Source organism: Amycolatopsis roodepoortensis, from assembly GCF_014873915.1.
Taxonomy (GTDB): Bacteria; Actinomycetota; Actinomycetes; order Mycobacteriales; family Pseudonocardiaceae; genus Amycolatopsis; species Amycolatopsis roodepoortensis.
The window spans coordinates 509,009-525,402 of the sequence record NZ_JADBEJ010000001.1 but is presented as its reverse complement, the minus strand read 5'-3'; the positions used below and the strand labels follow the sequence as shown (position 1 = coordinate 525,402).

Here is a 16,394-nt window from a genome sequence, read left to right as displayed (position 1 = left end):
CTAGAGTAGCAGTAACCTGAGTTCTGGAGGAGGACCCCTTGGCGGCACGCGTCCGCGCCGAAGACCGGGAGTGCCCGCTGTCGACGGCGATGTCCTACGTCGGGGAGTGGTGGACGATGCTGATCCTCCACGACTGCTTCGACGGCTACACCCGCTTCGACCAGTTCGAGGCCAACATCGGCCTGTCCTCCAGCATGCTCACCGCCAGGCTGAAAACCCTGCTGGAGAACGGCATCCTGACCAAGCGGGCCTACCAGGACCGCCCCGTGCGGTACGAGTACGTGCTCACCGAATTCGGCCGCTCACTGCGCCCGGTCCTGGTCGCCATGGCCGCCTGGCGCAACGAGCAGCTCGCACCCGAGGACCGGGCGATGATCCTCGTCGACGCGGTCACCGGCCGTGAGGTCGAGCCGACGGTCGTCGACCCCGCGACCGGGCTGCCCGTCTCGGATCCGCGGTTCGTCTACACCGCCGGGCCGGCCGCGGGCGAGCAGATGCGCGCGCGCTATCGATCGCGCCCCTGAAGTGCGCGCATGAGGACATCCGCAACGGCGCGGAGGACCGCGTGACCTCGACCGTGGAGGATGTGACGGGGAGGCGGGCGCGGTCGTTCCGCGAGTTCCTCACCCGAAGTTCCAGCGCCACCCTCATCCACGAAAGGCGCCGTCCATGACCGAGACGCCCACCCCCGCCGATCCCGGCAACCCGCCCGTGCCGCCCGGCAAGCTGTTGCTGGAGCTGGTGCCGGTGCCGGTCACCGACATCGAACGGGCCAAAGCCTTCTACCAGGACCGGCTCGGGTTCCGCCTCGACGTCGACGTCAACCCGAAGCCCGGTGTCCGCATCGTCCAGCTCACCCCACCCGGTTCGGCCTGCTCGATCACCCTCGCCGAAGGCCTCCCCACCCTCGACATGCCTCCGGGAACACTGCGCGGCCTGCACCTGGTGGTCGCCGATATCGAGGCGGCTCGCGCCGAACTCGTCGAACGCGGCGTCGAGATCAGCGAGGTCGAGGACCTCGGCGGAGTGTTCTACGCGTACTTCGCCGACCCTGACGGCAATACCTGGTGCCTGCAGCACATGCCCTGGCGTTGACCATCGGGGACACGGCATGGCCGTCCCTGGGGGAACGACAGCGCGCGTCCGGCCATGAGCTCACGCGATCGCCGCGGCTTGGCCGACATGGATGAACGGCGCGTTCATGACGAACGCGCCGTTCACGACAAACCGGTTATGGCGTGAAAGCCCTTTCCTAGCTGAGGTAGAAGCCGCCGTCGTTGCGGAGGACCGTCGCCACGATCGGGAACCGTCGGCTGCCGTTCCACCAGTGGTAGACCGCGTGGTACTGGCCGTTCGCCGCCTGGAAGAAGTCCATCCCGCCCGGGCCGGGGTGGTTGCCGGGCAGGCCGCGGTAGGGGTTGAGACCCCCGGTGCCGGTGTACCCGAAGTACGGCCGCTCGCCCCCGTTCTGCCGCGGCGTGCAACGCGTCGACGGGAGCGGTCCGGTGCCACACCTGGCGATGCCGGTCGCGTACCGCGCGCTGTCCCAGTTGTTGCCGGAGTAGGCCAGGTACCAGTAGCCGTCGGCGGATTTGAACATCGACGGGTTCTCGACCACGTGCGTGCCGCCGCTCATCCGGATGGTCTCCCAGCCGATGTCGGTGCTCTTCAACGCGTCCCGGCGGGTGTCCCAGTCCGCCATGCCGTTGGAATGGGTGCGCACGATCGAGATGCCGGTTTCCGGGTACGAGGTGATCGCGTCGTCCCGGTAGGCGACGTACATGGAACTGCCCGAGACGAACGGGTTCGCGTCGATGGCCCAGCGGCCGCTGCCCGGGCACGCCCACTCGACGGGGTTGGTGAACGGTCCCCGCGCGCTGCCCGAGACGGCGCGGCCGAGGCATTTCTGGCCGCTTCCCCGCTTGGACGCGGTGTAGTACATGAAGTAGGTGTCGCCGAAGCGGACGACACCGGGTGCCCAGACGTTGCCCTCCGCCCAGCTACCCGGCCCGTTGGGCAGCGCGTCGGCGGACGCGCACGTACCCACACCGACGGTGTTGCCGGAGCCGTGCACGAGCACCGGCACGAACAGGTGGCCGGTCACGCCGCATCGGGCGCCGACACCGGCGCCGACCGAGGTGCCGTAGGTGACGTACGAGCCGTCCTTCGCCTGGACGGTGTCCGGGTCGGCGAGCGGGAACGTCGACTCGGCGGCCGCGGTCGAGACACCGTCGGCCGCACTGGCCGTGCCGACCGCCACGACGGCGGCCGCTGCGGTCGTCGCGAGCACGCCCGCCACGAGTAATCTGGTCGTCCACTTGCGCATACTGAATCCCTTACTAGGCAAGGAGAGTAGGGTCGATCACAAGGCGCACCGCCGCGATGCGGAACAACGATTCGCCGGGGTGACCGGCCGGCCTCCCCGGTTACTTGTGGACGGACAAGTGCGCCAGTCGGAAAACTATGTGACCCCCGTCGCCGACGCGACCGAAAGCGCGGAAACTGCCGCTCGATACATCCGTACGGCCCATCCGGCGGAGCCGTTCGAGCTACCCCATGCGCCGCGCGGTGATCCGCTCCCGCCGGACGGATCCGGGGACTCACGCGAGGCCGCCCCGTGCCCGGCTCGGGTTGCCGAACACCACCAGCAGGGAACCCTTCGCTGTTCCGGTACTAATCGCGTCGTTTGGCTGTGCGCGAGCGAATTACCGCACCCAGCAGGGCACCGGCCGCGCCACCGATCAGGGGAAGCCCGATCGAAGGTAGCTCGTTGACCCAGAATACGACTCCGGCCCCACCCAGCACTATCAAGAACAGGAAGGCCGCGCCCTTCTTGGACATTTCACCCAATCTGCCAGCCTGCCGCACTAGTGGAAGTCGTGGGGATTATTGCAGAGATAGCCTTCCCGGTGCCCGTAGGCCGATCAGGCGGGACTCGACAAATGAATATCGGCGGGCACCGAGAGGCACCCGCCGATATTTCCGCTCCACTCAGGAAGTCGCGAGTTCGTAGGCGCGTTGCGGGACGAACTGGCCAGCCGACGCGATACAGCCGTCGGCCTCACCGGGCGGCTTCACCCACAGGAACGCGTCGATCCGCCCGTCCCCGGTGTTCGTGGTGCTGGCCGTCCCGATCCGGCGGCCCGGCGGATCGCACCACTCGCTCCCCGCGGGTCCGTTGCCGTTGCGGCTGGTGTCCACGACCGCGCGCAGCCTGCCGTCGCCGATCCCGGCGAGCACCGCTCCCGCGAAGGCCACTTCGTCGGCGGTCCTCCGGTAGTTGGAAACGTTGGTGGAGATGCCATCCGCGGCGACGGAGATCTGGGCCGCCCGCAGCCGCGCGGCGGCTTCACCGGGCGAGAGCCACGCGGAATGCCCGATGTCGAAGTACACCTTGGCCGCCGCCGACCCGGCCTTCAGCCGCTTGCCCGCGTACGCCATGGACGCGCTGGTCTCGGCCTGCTGCCCGGCGTTCTGGCAATTGGTCATCAAGGGCAGGACGTCCGGTTCGAGCACGATGGACGCCGGCCGCCCGGCGAGACCGGCCGCCACCTCGTCCACCCAGGCGCGGTAGGCGGCGTGCGACGGCGCGCCGCCGGAACTGGCGCCACCGCAGTCGCGGTTCGGGATGTTGTAGACCACGATGATCGGGATCTGGTTCGCGGCCGCCGCGGCGCCGACGAAGGCGTCGACCTGCGCACGCACCGTGCCGGTGTTCGTCGTGGTGAACCAGCGCGCCTGCGCCACCTTCGCGATCCGGTCGCGGATGGCGGCGGCCCGGCCGTCGTTCGGGTTCGCGGCCACCCACCGGGCGGCGTTGGTCTGCGGGTCGACGTAGAACCCGGCCGGCGCGCCCTGCGCCGTCCCCGCGGTCAGGGGGACGACCGCGAGCGCGGCGAGCACCGTGGCCCCTGTCTTGAGCGTCATTCCTACCTCCGGAGAATCGTCGGGAAACTCAGGCGGACACGCATCGCCGGCCGTCGACCATGAATTCCGACGGCGACCGATGGGCGCCGGTGTTGTTCGCGTTGAAGCCGATGGACACCGACGCGCCGGGCGCGACCACGGCGTTCCACGACGCGTTACCCGCCCGGACGGCCGCGCCGGTCTGGCTCCACGCGGCGCTCCAGCCGTGCGTGATCCGCTCCTCACCCCCGAAGGCGAAAGTCAGCGCCCAGCCGTTCCACGCTGTCGTGCCGGTGTTCTTCACGGTGAGCGCCGCGGAGAGCCCGGTCTGCCAGGTCGACGCCGTGTACGTCACCTGACAGCCCGACGCCGGCGCGGTGGCGGAGTGTTCCGCCACCCAGTTCGACAGCCACGCGAACGCCGAGTTCCAGTTGACCGTCACCTCGTTGAGCGAATAGGCCTCGATGTGGTCGACCCAGCACCGCTGCGGGGCACAACCGGGCAGCAGCCGCTGCGCGACCGGGTCCTGCAACGCGCTGTTGGGCCCGCCCGACAGCGCACCGGGCGGCGCGGTCGGCAGCGACGGATCCTTCTGGTTCGCCCAGTGCCGGTGGTGCACGTTGCGCACCGGCCGGTCGCCCCAGCCGGAGACATAGGAGAAGTCGACCGGGTTACGGCCCAGCAGGTAGTCCATCGTGGCGAAGGCGCCGTTCCGGTACTTCGCCGCACGGGTCAGGTCGTAGGCGAGGCCCAGCAGCATTCCGTTGTTGGCGACCAAGCCGTTCGATCCCCACTCGTACCCGCCGTCGCCGGTGCGGTACGGCGCCGGGTGCCCGGCGGACGCCATGTTCGCGAGGTGCGCGTCCGCGGTCGTGACGATCGCGGACCGGATGTCCTCTGTGGACACCCCGCGCGAGGCCAGCACCAGGGAAATGTCACCGAGCGCGCCCGTGGCACCCCAGTCGAAACCGCGCGCGTCGAAGCTCTTTCCGCCGAACAGCGGGGAATCCGTCACGTCCGCGCGGTACCGCCCGGTGGACACGTACAGTTCGGCCGCGGCCCAGTAGAACTCGTCGGTCACCGTGGGATCGCTGTACGAACCGCCGCCGACGCCGTCGTTCGGGTCGGCGATCATGCCGGGGTGCGCCTTCGCCGCCGCGTAGGCCTTCTCACCGGCGGAGAGCGCGCGGGCCGCGAACTCGGCGTCGTAAGGAGCCCACAGTCGCGACGCCTGCGCCGCCACCGCCGCGAGGTTCAGGGTCGCCGCGGTACTCGGTGCGGACAGCCTGCGCGGCTGGGCGTCCTGATGCGGCAAGGTCGGCAGGCCGGTCCACTGCTCGTCGTGGATCTTGTGGTGGGCCATACCGGACAACGGCCGCCCGTCGGGGACCTGCATGCTCAGCAGGAATTCGAGCTCCCACCGCGCCTCGTCGAGCACGTCCGGCACTCCGTTCGACCGCTCGGGAATGGCGAGGGTGCCGTCGCCGAGCGCGGCTTTGTCACCGAACAGCGCCGCCCGCTCGTAGGTGTTCTGCAATTGCCACGCGGCGATCCCGCCGTTCACCACGTACTTGCCGTGGTCGCCGGCGTCGTACCAGCCGCCGCGCACGTCGAGGGTGTATCCGCAATCGAGGTCCGCCCGGCAGGGGACCTCGTCGTCCCCTTGGTTCGGCGCCACGTTCGCATGTCCGGCCGGCCGCGCGTAGTCCTCCCCCACGTACCGCGCTTCGATCGGTGTGCCGCTGCGCTGGTGATAGAAGAACGCCAGCGAGTCTTGCCGCAGCCGGGTCATGACCGTCGGGGAGATGTCGAACGGGCGGCTCACGTCGTCGCCGACACTCAGCGTGTAGCCGCTGCCCTGCCGGTCGTAGGCCGAGAAGTCGATGGCGTGGACGTTCTCGTCCGACGCCGCGTCATGGCCCTTCGGAGTGGTCTGGCCGGTGGCGACGGACGCACCCGTGCCGTCCCGCAGCGTCCAGGTCAACGGGGTGGTCGAGCCGGTCGCGAGGCTCGCTTGTTTGGGCAGGCCGGGCACGTAGCCGACCTGGTTCACCCGCAGCGGCCCGGCGGGTTCCACGCCCGGTGGTGGCAGCACGCCACCGACGAGCGAAACGTTGTCGACGCAGACGGTGTTGTCGAACGACTGGCCGCCGAACCAGAACGCGAACTGGCCGTTGCCCGCGGCCGGAAAGTCCAATGCGGACTGGAAGGTCAGCGTGAAGGTCTGCTTGACGGGTGTCACGGTCACGTCGGTGCGTGCGATCTGTCGGTACGGATCGACGGCTTCCCCCGCGACCGCGGACAGCGGTTGCGCGACGGTCGCCCGCGCGTCGAATTTCAGCGTGTAGGACTGGCCGGCCTCGTACGGCACACCGTTCTGGCCGGACAAGGCGTCGTATCCGTTGGCCGTGCCGCCGGTGACGGCGACACAATATTCCCCGTCCGTCACCGAACCGCGGGTGTTCGCACCGGCCCACCAAGGGTCGACGCCACCCGCGGAGAAGTCACCGTTCACGATCCGCTCGTACTCCGCCGCCGAGGAAGAGGCTTCGGGAGCGACGGCGACGGCCGCGATGAGTACGGCGGGAAGCAGCACACGCCAATTGTCGATCACCACGTCGTGATCCTTTCGGAAGGCCGAATTTTGGGAGCGCTCCCACAATTTAACCCGGCGTCGTCCGGCAGGGAAGACCGTTACGCGAATTCGCCGATACCGGACGATTCTCACTCGTTCGGCCCTGTTCCCCCGATGCGCGACTCACGCTAAGGTGCCGACACTGGGAGCGCTCCCAGTCTTTGTCGGAAAGAAGGCGCGATGACACACAGAAAGGCAATGACCGCGATACTGGCCGTCGTCACCACGATGGTGGCCGGTCTCGTGACCGCGACACTGAACGCTCCGACCGCGTCGGCACACGGCGCGCTGATGAAACCGGGCAGCAGGACTTTCTTCTGCTGGCAGGACGGACTGACACCGCAGGGCAACATCGTCCCGAAGAACTCGGCGTGCAAGGCGGCCGTCGCGCAAAGCGGGGAGAACTCGCTCTACAACTGGTTCTCCGTACTCCGTTCGGACGGCGCGGGCCGCACCGAGGGGTTCATCCCGGACGGGCAGCTCTGCTCGGGCGGAAATCCGAACTTCGCGGGTTACGACCGCACGGGGAACTGGCCGGTGACCCATTTGACGGCCGGCGCGTCGTTCGGCTTCTCCTACAACGCGTGGGCCGCCCACCCCGGCTGGTTCTACCTGTACGTGACCAAGGACGGGTACGACCCGAGCCGCGCACTGCGCTGGGACGACCTCGAGGAACAGCCCTTCCTCACCGTCGACCACCCGCAGGTGAGCGGTAACGTCGGCAGCGTCGACGGCCAGTACAAGTGGACCGGCAACTTCCCGGCGGCCAAATCGGGCAAACACGTCGTCTACTCGGTCTGGAAGCGATCCGACAGCACCGAGACGTTCTACGGCTGCTCCGACGTCGTGTTCGACGGCGGCAACGGCGAGGTCACCGGGATCGGCGTCGTCGACGATCCGCCCGATCCCGGGCAGCCGCCCAACGGCGCGTGCACGGCGAAGTGGACGACGACCGGTGACTGGAACGGCGGATACCAGGCGGAAGTGACCGTCACCAACCCGGGCACGACGACGCTGTCCGGCTGGCGGGTCGGCTGGACCGTTCCGGCGGGACAGACGATCAACAGCGTCTGGAACGGCACCCTCACCCTGGACGGCACGCGGGCCACCGTGGGCAACGCGGGCTGGAACGGGTCACTACCGGCTGGCACCACCCGTTCGTTCGGGTTGAGCGCCAACGCGACGGGGAGCACCGCCGCACCGGAGCTGACCTGTTCGAGCCCGTAGCACCCTGGGCACCAGTGAAGTGGCGGCTTCAGTGGTGCCCGTGTCCGTGCTCCGGGTTGGCGAAGACACAGCCCGCCACACCCGAAGGCACCTGATGCACCCGGGGATCGACGTTTCCGCACCGGAAGTAGTACAGCCCCAGCTTGCCGACCCCGAGAAATCCCGCGGAGACCGCGAAACCGTTGCCGAAGGCGAAGGTCGGCCCGTCGGCGATCTCACCCGCCCTCATCGCCGCGTGCCAGGATTCCTGGAATCTCCGCTGCTCATCGCCGTCGAAGAGAATAAGACCGACGACGGGGAATTCCGGTGACACCCGGCAGGTGGCCCATTCGGCCACATGCGGTTGAAAGCGCGCGGCGATATCCGGCCCGACGAACGTGCGCAGCTCTCCGATCTCCCGGCGGGAGACCGCGGCGCAATCCCCCGCGGTCTCGTCGATCCAGTCGACCAGATCGTCCATTGTGGTCAGTCGGGTGCCGAGCGCCTCCGCGCCGGCGGTGGCCGTCGGCGCCGGCGCTGAACAGCCGGCGAGTATTCCGGCGGAGATCAACAATGTGGTGGCGAGTCGCCTCATGCTTTTCTGCTCTACTCCGAAAACGGCCGGATCACAACACTTCGCCGAAAGACGCCCTTACAAATCCGACGGTCCGCCGCTACTCTCATGAGAGCGCTCTCAGACTCATCCGCTCCCGTTACCCCGGCTCAGGGCCATTGCCTGCCCACGTGGCCCTGGGCCGGTTCCACCTCTTGAGGTTGCCGGAAATCCGCTCGGACGAGGAGGACCTGTGAGATCACGACCATTGGCGCGCTCGACGAGAGCACGTCCCGTCACGGCGCTGGCCGCCACCGTGGCCCTCGCGGCGGCGGTCACCACCGGCGCCGCGCCGACGGCCACGGCCGCCGCGGTTTCCTGTACGACGACGTACAAGATCAGCAGCGAATGGGGCGACGGCTTCGGCGCGACGGTCTCGATCCGCAACGAAGGCGGCGACGCCATCCCCGACTGGAACCTGACCTGGACCTTCGCCGACGGGCAACGGATCACCCAGCTGTGGAACGGCACGTACACGCAGACCGGTGGTGCGGTGAGCGTCCGTGGCGCGGACTGGCAGCGCGGCATCAGCCCCGGCGCGTCCGTCCAATTCGGCTTCAACGCGGCGAAGGCCGGCGCCGCGAACCGGGCGCCGGTCGACTTCAAGGTCAACGGCGTCAGCTGCGCCGGCCCGAACGCGGCACCGACGGTGCGGCTCACGAAGCCGGAGAACAACGCGGCGTTCGCCGTGTCGTCACCGATCGAACTGGCGGCGTCCGCCGCCGACGGCGACGGTTCGGTGTCCTCGGTGGAGTTCTACGCGGGCACCACCCGGCTGGGCTCCGACACCACCGCGCCGTTCGAGTACACCTGGACCGGCGCGACGGCCGGCGAGTATTCGGTCACCGCGCGGGCGATCGACAACCTCGGCGCGGCAACGGTTTCCGCGCCGGTCGCGGTGCGAGTGCTGGCCGCGCCGTCGGTCGTCGCCACCCCGTCGACGGTCCGCGTCAAACAGGGCGGCTCGGCGGGAGTGGGCGTGAAACTCGCGACCCGTCCGGCGGGTCCGGTCACGCTGAACGTGGCACGCACCGGGGGCAGCGCCGACCTCACGGCCACGCCCACGACGCTCACGTTCGACCAGAACACTTGGAACACGGCGAAAACCGTGACGATCGCTTCCGCGGCGAACGGCGGCACGCTCGCCACCGCCGCGTTCTCGATCACCGGACCCGGCCTCACCGCGGCCGCCCTCGACGTGGCGGAGATCGACGCCTCCGCCTCGGACTACCGGGCCGCCTTCCTCGAGCAGTACCACAAGATCAAGGACGCGGACAGCGGCTACTTCCGGAATTTCGACGGCCTGCTCGTGCCGTACCACTCGGTGGAGACGCTGCTGGTCGAGGCACCGGACCACGGGCACCAGACCACGTCCGAGGCGTTCAGCTACTACCTGTGGCTGGAAGCCGCGTACGGACAGCTGGAAGGTGACTGGGCGCCGTTCAACCAGGCGTGGGCGTCGATGGAGAAGTTCATCATCCCCGCGCACACGGATCAGCCGACCAACGACAAGTACAACGCCGCCGATCCGGCCACCTACGCGCCGGAACACCCGCGGATGGACCGGTATCCGGCGGTTCTGGACGGCGGCGTCCCGGTCGGCTCCGACCCGATCGCGGGCGAACTGCGCCAGGCCTACGGCACCTCGGACGTCTACGGCATGCACTGGCTGCTGGACGTCGACAACACGTACGGTTTCGGCCGGTGCGGCGACGGCACCACCGCGCCCGCCTACATCAACACCTACCAGCGCGGGTCCAGCGAATCGGTGTGGGAGACCATCCCGCAGCCCTCCTGCGACACGTTCGCGCACGGCGGGCCGAACGGGTACCTCGACCTGTTCACCAAGGACGCGAGCTACGCCAAGCAGTGGAAGTACACGAACGCGCCCGACGCCGACGCGCGTGCCGTCCAGGTGGCGCACCTCGCCAACCAGTGGGCGACCGCGCAGGGCAAGGGCGCCCAGGTGGCCGACGTGGTGAAGAAGGCGTCGAAGATGGGCGACTATCTGCGATACGCCATGTTCGACAAGTACTTCAAGAAGATCGGTGACTGCGTCGGTCCCAGCACGTGCCCGGCGGGCAGCGGCAAGAACAGCTCGCACTACCTCATGTCGTGGTACTACGCGTGGGGTGGCGCCACCGACACGTCCGCGGGCTGGGCGTGGCGGATCGGTGACGGCGCGGCGCACCAGGGCTACCAGAACCCGCTCGCCGCGCACGCGCTCGCCAACGACCCGGCGCTGAAGCCGGTCTCGGCGACCGGCGCGACGGACTGGGCGGAAAGCCTGGACCGGCAGCTGGAATTCCTGCAGTGGCTGCAGTCCGCCGACGGCGGCATCGCCGGCGGCGCGACGAACAGCTGGGACGGCCAGTACGCCGCTCCCCCGGCTGGTTCGCCGACCTTCTACGGCATGTACTACGACCAGCAGCCCGTCTGGCACGATCCGCCGTCCAACCGGTGGTTCGGGTTCCAGGCGTGGGGCCTGGAGCGGGTCGCCGCGCTGTACCAGCTCACCGGGGACGAGCGGGCGAAACGCATCCTCGACAAGTGGGTGCCGTGGGCCATCGCGAACACGACGGTCGGCTCCGGCGGCGACTTCCGGATCCCGTCCGACCTGGAATGGACCGGCAAACCCGACACGTGGAACCCTGCCACGCCGGGAAGCAACGCGAATCTGCGGGTCCGGGTGCTCAACCACAGCCAGGACGTCGGCGTCGCGGCGTCGTACTCGAAGATCCTGCTGAACTACGCCGCCCGGTCCGGGAACGCGCAGGCGCGGACGGTCGGCGAAGGTCTCCTCGACGCGATGCTCGCGCACACCGACTCGATCGGCATCGCGGTCCCGGAAACACGTACGGACTACAACCGGTTCGACGACGAATACGACTCGTCCACCGGTGAAGGTGTGTACGTGCCGCCGGGCTGGACCGGGACCATGCCCAACGGCGATCCCATCGCCGCGGGCGCGGACTTCCTGTCCATCCGGTCGTTCTACCGGGACGACCCGCAGTGGCCGAAGGTCCAGTCCTATCTGGACGGTGGAGCGGCGCCGACGTTCACCTACCACCGATTCTGGGCGCAGGCGGAGATCGCGACCGCGTTCTCCCTGCACGTGCAACTGTTCGGCTGAGTCCATACCCCAGGTCCCGCCGGCCGCCACCGGCGGGACCTGGCCTCCCCCGCAAGTCGAGAGGATGGCGATGAGGAGACCACTGGCCGTCGTGGCCGCGCTGACGGCCGCCTTGGCAGCCGTCTTGGCAGCCGTTGTGAGCCCGCCGGTTTCCGCGGCGCCGGCCGGGTTCCACGTGTCCGGCGGCAAACTGTACGAGTCGAACGGCGCCGAGTTCGTGCTGCGCGGGGTCAACCACGCCCACACCTGGTATCCGCAGCGGACGAGTGCGCTGGCGGACATCAAGGCCTTGGGTGCCAACACGGTGCGGGTGGTGCTCGCGTCAGGTCAGCGGTGGGCGAAGAACGACACCGAGGATGTCGCCGCCGTGGTGTCGTCGTGCAGGCAGAACCGGCTGATCTGCGTCCTGGAGGTGCACGACACCACCGGTTACGGCGAACAGTCCGGCGCGGCGACCCTCGCGCAGGCGGTGGACTACTGGCTTTCCGTGCGGAGCGCGCTCGCCGGGCAAGAGAAGTACGTGATCGTCAACATCGGCAACGAACCGTACGGCAACAGCGGCTACCAGAGTTGGGCGCCGGACACCTCCGCCGCCGTTCAGCGCCTGCGCGCGGCGGGATTCGGCCACACGCTCATGGTGGACGCCCCGAACTGGGGCCAGGACTGGACGTTCACCATGCGTGACAACGCCGCCGCGGTGTTCGAGTCGGACCCGGACCGCAACACCGTGTTCTCCATCCACATGTACGGCGTCTTCGACACCGCCGCGGAGATCACCGACTACCTCGGCCGCTTCCGCGCCGCCGGTCTGCCGATCGTGGTCGGCGAGTTCGGGCACGACCATTCCGACGGGAACCCCGACGAGGACACCATCCTGGCGACCGCGCAGGCGCAAGGCATCGGCTACCTGGGCTGGAGCTGGAGCGGGAACGGTGGCGGCGTCGAGTACCTTGACATGGTGACCGGCTTCGACCCGGCGCGGCTCACCGGCTGGGGCGAACGGATCTTCAACGGGGCCAACGGAATCAAGGCGACGTCCCGCGAGGCGACCGTGTACGGCGGCCCCGATCCGGGCGCGTGCACTGTCGGCTACCGCGTGACCGGTCAGTGGCAGGACGGCTTCCAGGCCGAGGTGACGGTGACCAACCGGCAGGCCACCGCGCTCGACGGCTGGCGGGTCCGGTGGGCCTTCCCGGCGGGGCAACGTGTCACGAACATGTGGCACGCGGTGCCGTCACAAACGGGTGCCGACGTCGTCGCGACCAACGCTTCGTACAACGCCCGCATCCCGGCGGGAGGCTCGCTCACGATCGGTTTCACCGGCTCGTGGACGGGCGGTAATCCGTCGCCGAGCACCTTCGTGCTGAACGCGACCGCCTGCGCGGTTACGTGAGCGGCATTTCGCGAGGTCAGGCGAAGGCGGCGTGTTGCGAAAGCCACTTTCGCAACGTTGAAGGTTGGGAAAGTGGCTTTCGCGACACGAAGACCGACTGGCTCACGAGCTCAAGAGAAATCCGGGGCCAGCACGCGATCGAAGCCGACCTCCCGACGCGGACCGGTCAACGTGCAGCCGAGCGTCGCCACGATCCGCGCGCTGGAGGTGCCCACCCGCAGTTCGACGTCCCCGGGCTCGACGAGCCGCGTGCCCGCTCGCCCGGTGTAGGAGGTCAGATCGGCGTGCAGCCCGATCTCGACCACCTCGGTCGCGCCGGGAGCGACTTCGACCCGTTTCGCCGCGATCAGCTGCTGGACCGGCCTCGCGACCTCGGCCACCGGATCGTGCAGGTAGACCTGGACGACCTCCGTCGTGGTGCGGTCGCCTGTGTTGCTCAGCGTCACCCGGACCCGGCAGCGTCCGTCCGTTGGCCACGCGGGATCCGCCACCGTGACGTCGTCCCAGCTGACGGCGCCGTAGGAAAGTCCGTGCCCGAACGGGAACAGCGGTGTCGGATCGACCGTGCTGACCTCGCTGCGCCGCCCGAGCGGAGCGGTGAGATAGGTCGACGGCTGGGAGGCGTTCTCGCCGGGGAACCCGACCGGGAGCCTGCCGGAGGGATTGATCCGTCCACTGAGGACACCGGCGAGCGCCACCGCGCCCTCTTCACCGGGGTAGAAACCGCATACGATCGCCGCGAGCCTGCTGGCCTGTCGCGAAAGCTCGTACGGCCGTCCGGACAGGAGCACCAGTACCACCGGTGTCCCGGTCCCGAGCAGGGCTTCGAGAAGCTCTTCCTGCCGCCCCGGCAGTTTCAGGTCCGGCACGTCGCAGCCCTCCCCCGACGTGCCGCCGCCGAAAAGGCCCGCGCGGTCCCCTAGCACGGCGACACAGACTTCCGCGGCCTCGGCGGCGGCGACGGCTTCGGCGATGTCCGCGTCCTCTCCGCCGAGCACAGGGCAGCCGAGCGCATAGGTGACTTCGTGGTATTCACCGAGCGCGTCGAGCACTGTCGGAACCGAAATCCCGAACGGCACCTCCGGATGGTGCACGCCGACGTGCATCGGGAACGAGTAGCAGCCGAGCATCGCGCCGGGGTCGTCCGCCCGCGGCCCGACGACGGCGACCTTGTAACGAGGAGAGAGCGGGAGCACGCCGTCGTTCTGCAGCAGCACGATCGAGCGTTCGGCGATCTCCCTTGCCAGCGCACGGGATTCCGGGTCGTCGAGGTCGATCTCGTCGGGTACCTCCGGCACCCAGTCTTCGTCGAGCAACCCGAGTTCGCACTTCTGCCGCAGCACCCGTTCGAGAGCGCGGTCGACGACGGCGGTGTCGACCGCGCCCTCTTCCACCGCCGCGAGCAACGGCTCGCCGTAGCAGTCCACTGTGGGTAGTTCCACGTCGATCCCGGCGGCGAGCGCCTGCCCGGCGGCGTCGCCGCGATCGGCCGCGACACCGTGGAGTTTGTGCAGGAACGCCACGGAGAAGTAGTCCGCGACCACGGTCCCGGTGAACCCGTAGGTATCGCGCAGCAGATCCGTCAGCAGCGTCTTGTCCGCGGCGGCGGGGACGCCGTCGTTGTCGGTGTAGGCGTTCATCACCGACCGGGCGCCCGCGCGCAACGCCATCTCGAACGGCGGCAGCAGGACGTCGGCCAGTTCCCTGGGGCCGACCGAGACCGGGGCGAGGTTGCGGCCGGCTCGAGAGGCCGAGTAGCCGGCGAAATGCTTGAGCGTCGCGATCACCCCGGCCGACTCCAGACCCGCGACGTAGGCGCTGCCGATCATGCCGACCAGATGCGGATCCTCGCCGATGGTCTCCTCGACGCGGCCCCAGCGCAGGTCACGTGCCACGTCGAGGACCGGCGCGAGCCCTTGATGGACACCCAGCCGCCGCATGGTGCCGCCGATCCGCGCCCCCATGCGGTGCACGAGATCCGGGTCGAAACTCGCTCCCCAGCACAGCGGGGACGGATACACCGTCGCCCGCCAGGCGGCGAGGCCGGTGAGGGTCTCCTCGTGCACCAGCGCCGGGATGCCGAACCGGCCGTTGGCGACGATCTCCCGCTGCGAGCGGGCCAGGCTGTGCGCGCCGGTCACCGGGTCGACGGGCCGGGTGCCGTACACCCTGGTCAGCTGGCCGATCCCGTGGCGTACCAGTTCGTCCCAGTCCAGTGCCGCGTCGGCGAAGTCGTGCTGGTGCGGGGCCATCTCTCCGCCGGAGTCGATCCCGACCCAGACGCCGTAGAGCTGGGCGACCTTCTCCCGCAGGGTCATCCGGTCCATCAGCGCGCGGACGCGATCGGCGGGATCCGCGGCGGTGTCGTGCCATGGCCGGGGCGACTCGCTGGGCTGGGTGGTCAAGATCGTCCGCCCTTCGTCGTGGTTCCGAGGGCGCGCGTCGAGCGGCGCACCACGAGACCCGTGGACAGCGTGATGTGGGTTTCCTTCTCGGGTTCCCCGCTGATCAGCGAGATCAGGAGGGTGATGGCGCGGTGGCCCATTTCGCGGATCGGCTGGTCCACTGTGGTCAGTGGCGGGGTGCAGAGCGCCGATTCGGGGACGTTGTCGAAACCGACCACCGACAGGTCGTCCGGGACGGACAGGCCGAGTTCCGCGGCGGCCCCGACGGTCGCGATCGCCGAGATGTCGTTGGCGGCGAACACCGCCGTCGGCCGGTCCGCGCCGGTCAGCAGTTCGCGGGCGGACCGGGCGGAGATCTCCGGATCGTAGGCGCCGAGCCGGATCAGATCCTCGTCGATCGGGACACCGGCGGCGGTGAGCGCCCGCAGGTACCCGGTCTTGCGCAGTTCGGCCGATTCGAGATCCGGCCGCCCGGCGAGGAAACCGATCCGGCGGTGGCCGAGCTCCAGCAGATGTTCGGTCGCCAGCTGGGCACCGCGCAGGTTGTCGGAATCGATGGTGGGCACCGTCGAGGGACCGGTGTGCGGGTCCACCGCGACCACCGGCGTCCCCGGGACGGCTTCCAGCGAAGCCACCGGCGTCACCAGCACCGCGCCGTCGACCAGCGTGCCGGAAAGCCTTGACAGGTAACGCTTCTCCCAGCCCGACGGATCCCCGACCCGGCCGCCCGCCGAGTAGACGACGAGTTCGTAGCCGGTGCCGCGGATGGCGTCGGCGGCGCCCTTGAGCAATTCGGTGGAGAACGGTTCGAGGTCGGCGACCAGGATCCCGATCACGTTCGTCTTGTGGTTGCGCAGGCTCTGGGCGACCAGGCTCGCCTCGTAGCCGAGTTCGTCGATCACCGCGCGGACCTTGGCCAGGGTCGCGGCGGCGACGCCGTAGCGGTCGTTGATCACCTTGGACACCGTGGCCACGGAGACGCCGGCGCGGGCGGCGACGTCACGGATAGTGACCCTCGAACTGGGCTGCATACGGTCAGACTAGCGATGTAAAACGTTATCGACAACGATTGACATCGGAAATTCGGGCGCGCAAACTCATCG

General features: G+C 69.1%; 12 protein-coding genes. 5 read left to right on the top strand and 7 right to left on the bottom strand.

Annotation, left to right across the window (positions count from 1 at the left end; translation table 11 throughout):
- Positions 1-38 precede the first annotated feature (38 nt).
- Entirely contained in the window at positions 39-524 is a 486-nt protein-coding gene (locus tag H4W30_RS02575; RefSeq protein WP_192741296.1) for a winged helix-turn-helix transcriptional regulator, read from the top strand.
- A 145-nt stretch (positions 525-669) separates the two neighbouring features.
- Positions 670-1,095 (top strand): VOC family protein, encoded by a 426-nt coding sequence (locus H4W30_RS02570; RefSeq protein WP_192741295.1) that lies wholly within the window; start codon positions 670-672, stop codon positions 1,093-1,095.
- A gap of 157 nt (positions 1,096-1,252) precedes the next feature.
- Here the strand turns inward: H4W30_RS02570 and H4W30_RS02565 are convergent, their stop codons facing one another.
- From H4W30_RS02565 to H4W30_RS02550, 4 genes are all read right to left on the bottom strand, one after another.
- Positions 1,253-2,326 (bottom strand): family 43 glycosylhydrolase, encoded by a 1,074-nt coding sequence (locus H4W30_RS02565; protein WP_225948732.1) that lies wholly within the window; start codon positions 2,324-2,326, stop codon positions 1,253-1,255.
- Positions 2,327-2,673: 347 nt separating this feature from the next.
- Positions 2,674-2,841 (bottom strand): hypothetical protein, encoded by a 168-nt coding sequence (locus H4W30_RS02560; protein WP_192741294.1) that lies wholly within the window; start codon positions 2,839-2,841, stop codon positions 2,674-2,676.
- Between the two features lie 150 nt (positions 2,842-2,991).
- Complete coding sequence (locus H4W30_RS02555) at positions 2,992-3,927, bottom strand: glycoside hydrolase family 6 protein (protein WP_192741293.1); 936 nt, start codon at positions 3,925-3,927, stop codon at positions 2,992-2,994.
- A gap of 28 nt (positions 3,928-3,955) precedes the next feature.
- Positions 3,956-6,523 (bottom strand): glycoside hydrolase family 9 protein, encoded by a 2,568-nt coding sequence (locus H4W30_RS02550; protein ID WP_192741292.1) that lies wholly within the window; start codon positions 6,521-6,523, stop codon positions 3,956-3,958.
- 216 nt (positions 6,524-6,739) lie between these two features.
- On the opposite strand from H4W30_RS02550, the gene H4W30_RS02545 reads away from it, so the two are divergent.
- On the top strand, positions 6,740-7,768 hold the full coding sequence (locus tag H4W30_RS02545; RefSeq protein WP_225948731.1) for a lytic polysaccharide monooxygenase auxiliary activity family 9 protein: 1,029 nt from the start codon (positions 6,740-6,742) through the stop codon (positions 7,766-7,768).
- Between the two features lie 28 nt (positions 7,769-7,796).
- Here H4W30_RS02545 and H4W30_RS02540 read toward each other — a convergent pair whose 3' ends face one another.
- Entirely contained in the window at positions 7,797-8,342 is a 546-nt protein-coding gene (locus H4W30_RS02540; RefSeq protein WP_192741290.1) for a hypothetical protein, read from the bottom strand.
- A gap of 211 nt (positions 8,343-8,553) precedes the next feature.
- Between H4W30_RS02540 and H4W30_RS02535 the strand changes: the two genes are divergently transcribed.
- Together H4W30_RS02535 and H4W30_RS02530 are read left to right on the top strand one after the other, a co-directional pair.
- On the top strand, positions 8,554-11,493 hold the full coding sequence (locus H4W30_RS02535) for a glycoside hydrolase family 48 protein (protein WP_318780512.1): 2,940 nt from the start codon (positions 8,554-8,556) through the stop codon (positions 11,491-11,493).
- 70 nt (positions 11,494-11,563) lie between these two features.
- Positions 11,564-12,886, top strand: coding sequence for a cellulase family glycosylhydrolase (locus H4W30_RS02530; RefSeq protein WP_192741289.1), 1,323 nt, complete (start codon positions 11,564-11,566; stop codon positions 12,884-12,886).
- Between the two features lie 110 nt (positions 12,887-12,996).
- On the opposite strand, the gene H4W30_RS02525 is transcribed toward H4W30_RS02530, so the two are convergent.
- Together H4W30_RS02525 and H4W30_RS02520 are read right to left on the bottom strand one after the other, a co-directional pair.
- Complete coding sequence (locus H4W30_RS02525; protein ID WP_192741288.1) at positions 12,997-15,291, bottom strand: beta-xylosidase/alpha-l-arabinosidase; 2,295 nt, start codon at positions 15,289-15,291, stop codon at positions 12,997-12,999.
- Positions 15,288-16,322, bottom strand: coding sequence for a LacI family DNA-binding transcriptional regulator (locus H4W30_RS02520; RefSeq protein WP_192741287.1), 1,035 nt, complete (start codon positions 16,320-16,322; stop codon positions 15,288-15,290). Before H4W30_RS02520 ends, H4W30_RS02525 begins: the two co-directional genes overlap by 4 nt.
- Positions 16,323-16,394: the final 72 nt, after the last annotated feature.

Bases quoted from the DNA above. Each gene is read 5' to 3' on its own strand.
- H4W30_RS02570 (WP_192741295.1), top strand. From the start codon at position 670: ATGACCGAGACGCCCACCCCCGCCGATCCCGGCAACCCGCCCGTGCCG.
- H4W30_RS02565 (WP_225948732.1), bottom strand. From the start codon at position 2,326: ATGCGCAAGTGGACGACCAGATTACTCGTGGCGGGCGTGCTCGCGACG.
- H4W30_RS02560 (WP_192741294.1), bottom strand. From the start codon at position 2,841: ATGTCCAAGAAGGGCGCGGCCTTCCTGTTCTTGATAGTGCTGGGTGGG.
- H4W30_RS02555 (WP_192741293.1), bottom strand. From the start codon at position 3,927: ATGACGCTCAAGACAGGGGCCACGGTGCTCGCCGCGCTCGCGGTCGTC.
- H4W30_RS02545 (WP_225948731.1), top strand. From the start codon at position 6,740: ATGACCGCGATACTGGCCGTCGTCACCACGATGGTGGCCGGTCTCGTG.
- H4W30_RS02540 (WP_192741290.1), bottom strand. From the start codon at position 8,342: ATGAGGCGACTCGCCACCACATTGTTGATCTCCGCCGGAATACTCGCC.
- H4W30_RS02530 (WP_192741289.1), top strand. From the start codon at position 11,564: ATGAGGAGACCACTGGCCGTCGTGGCCGCGCTGACGGCCGCCTTGGCA.
- H4W30_RS02520 (WP_192741287.1), bottom strand. From the start codon at position 16,322: ATGCAGCCCAGTTCGAGGGTCACTATCCGTGACGTCGCCGCCCGCGCC.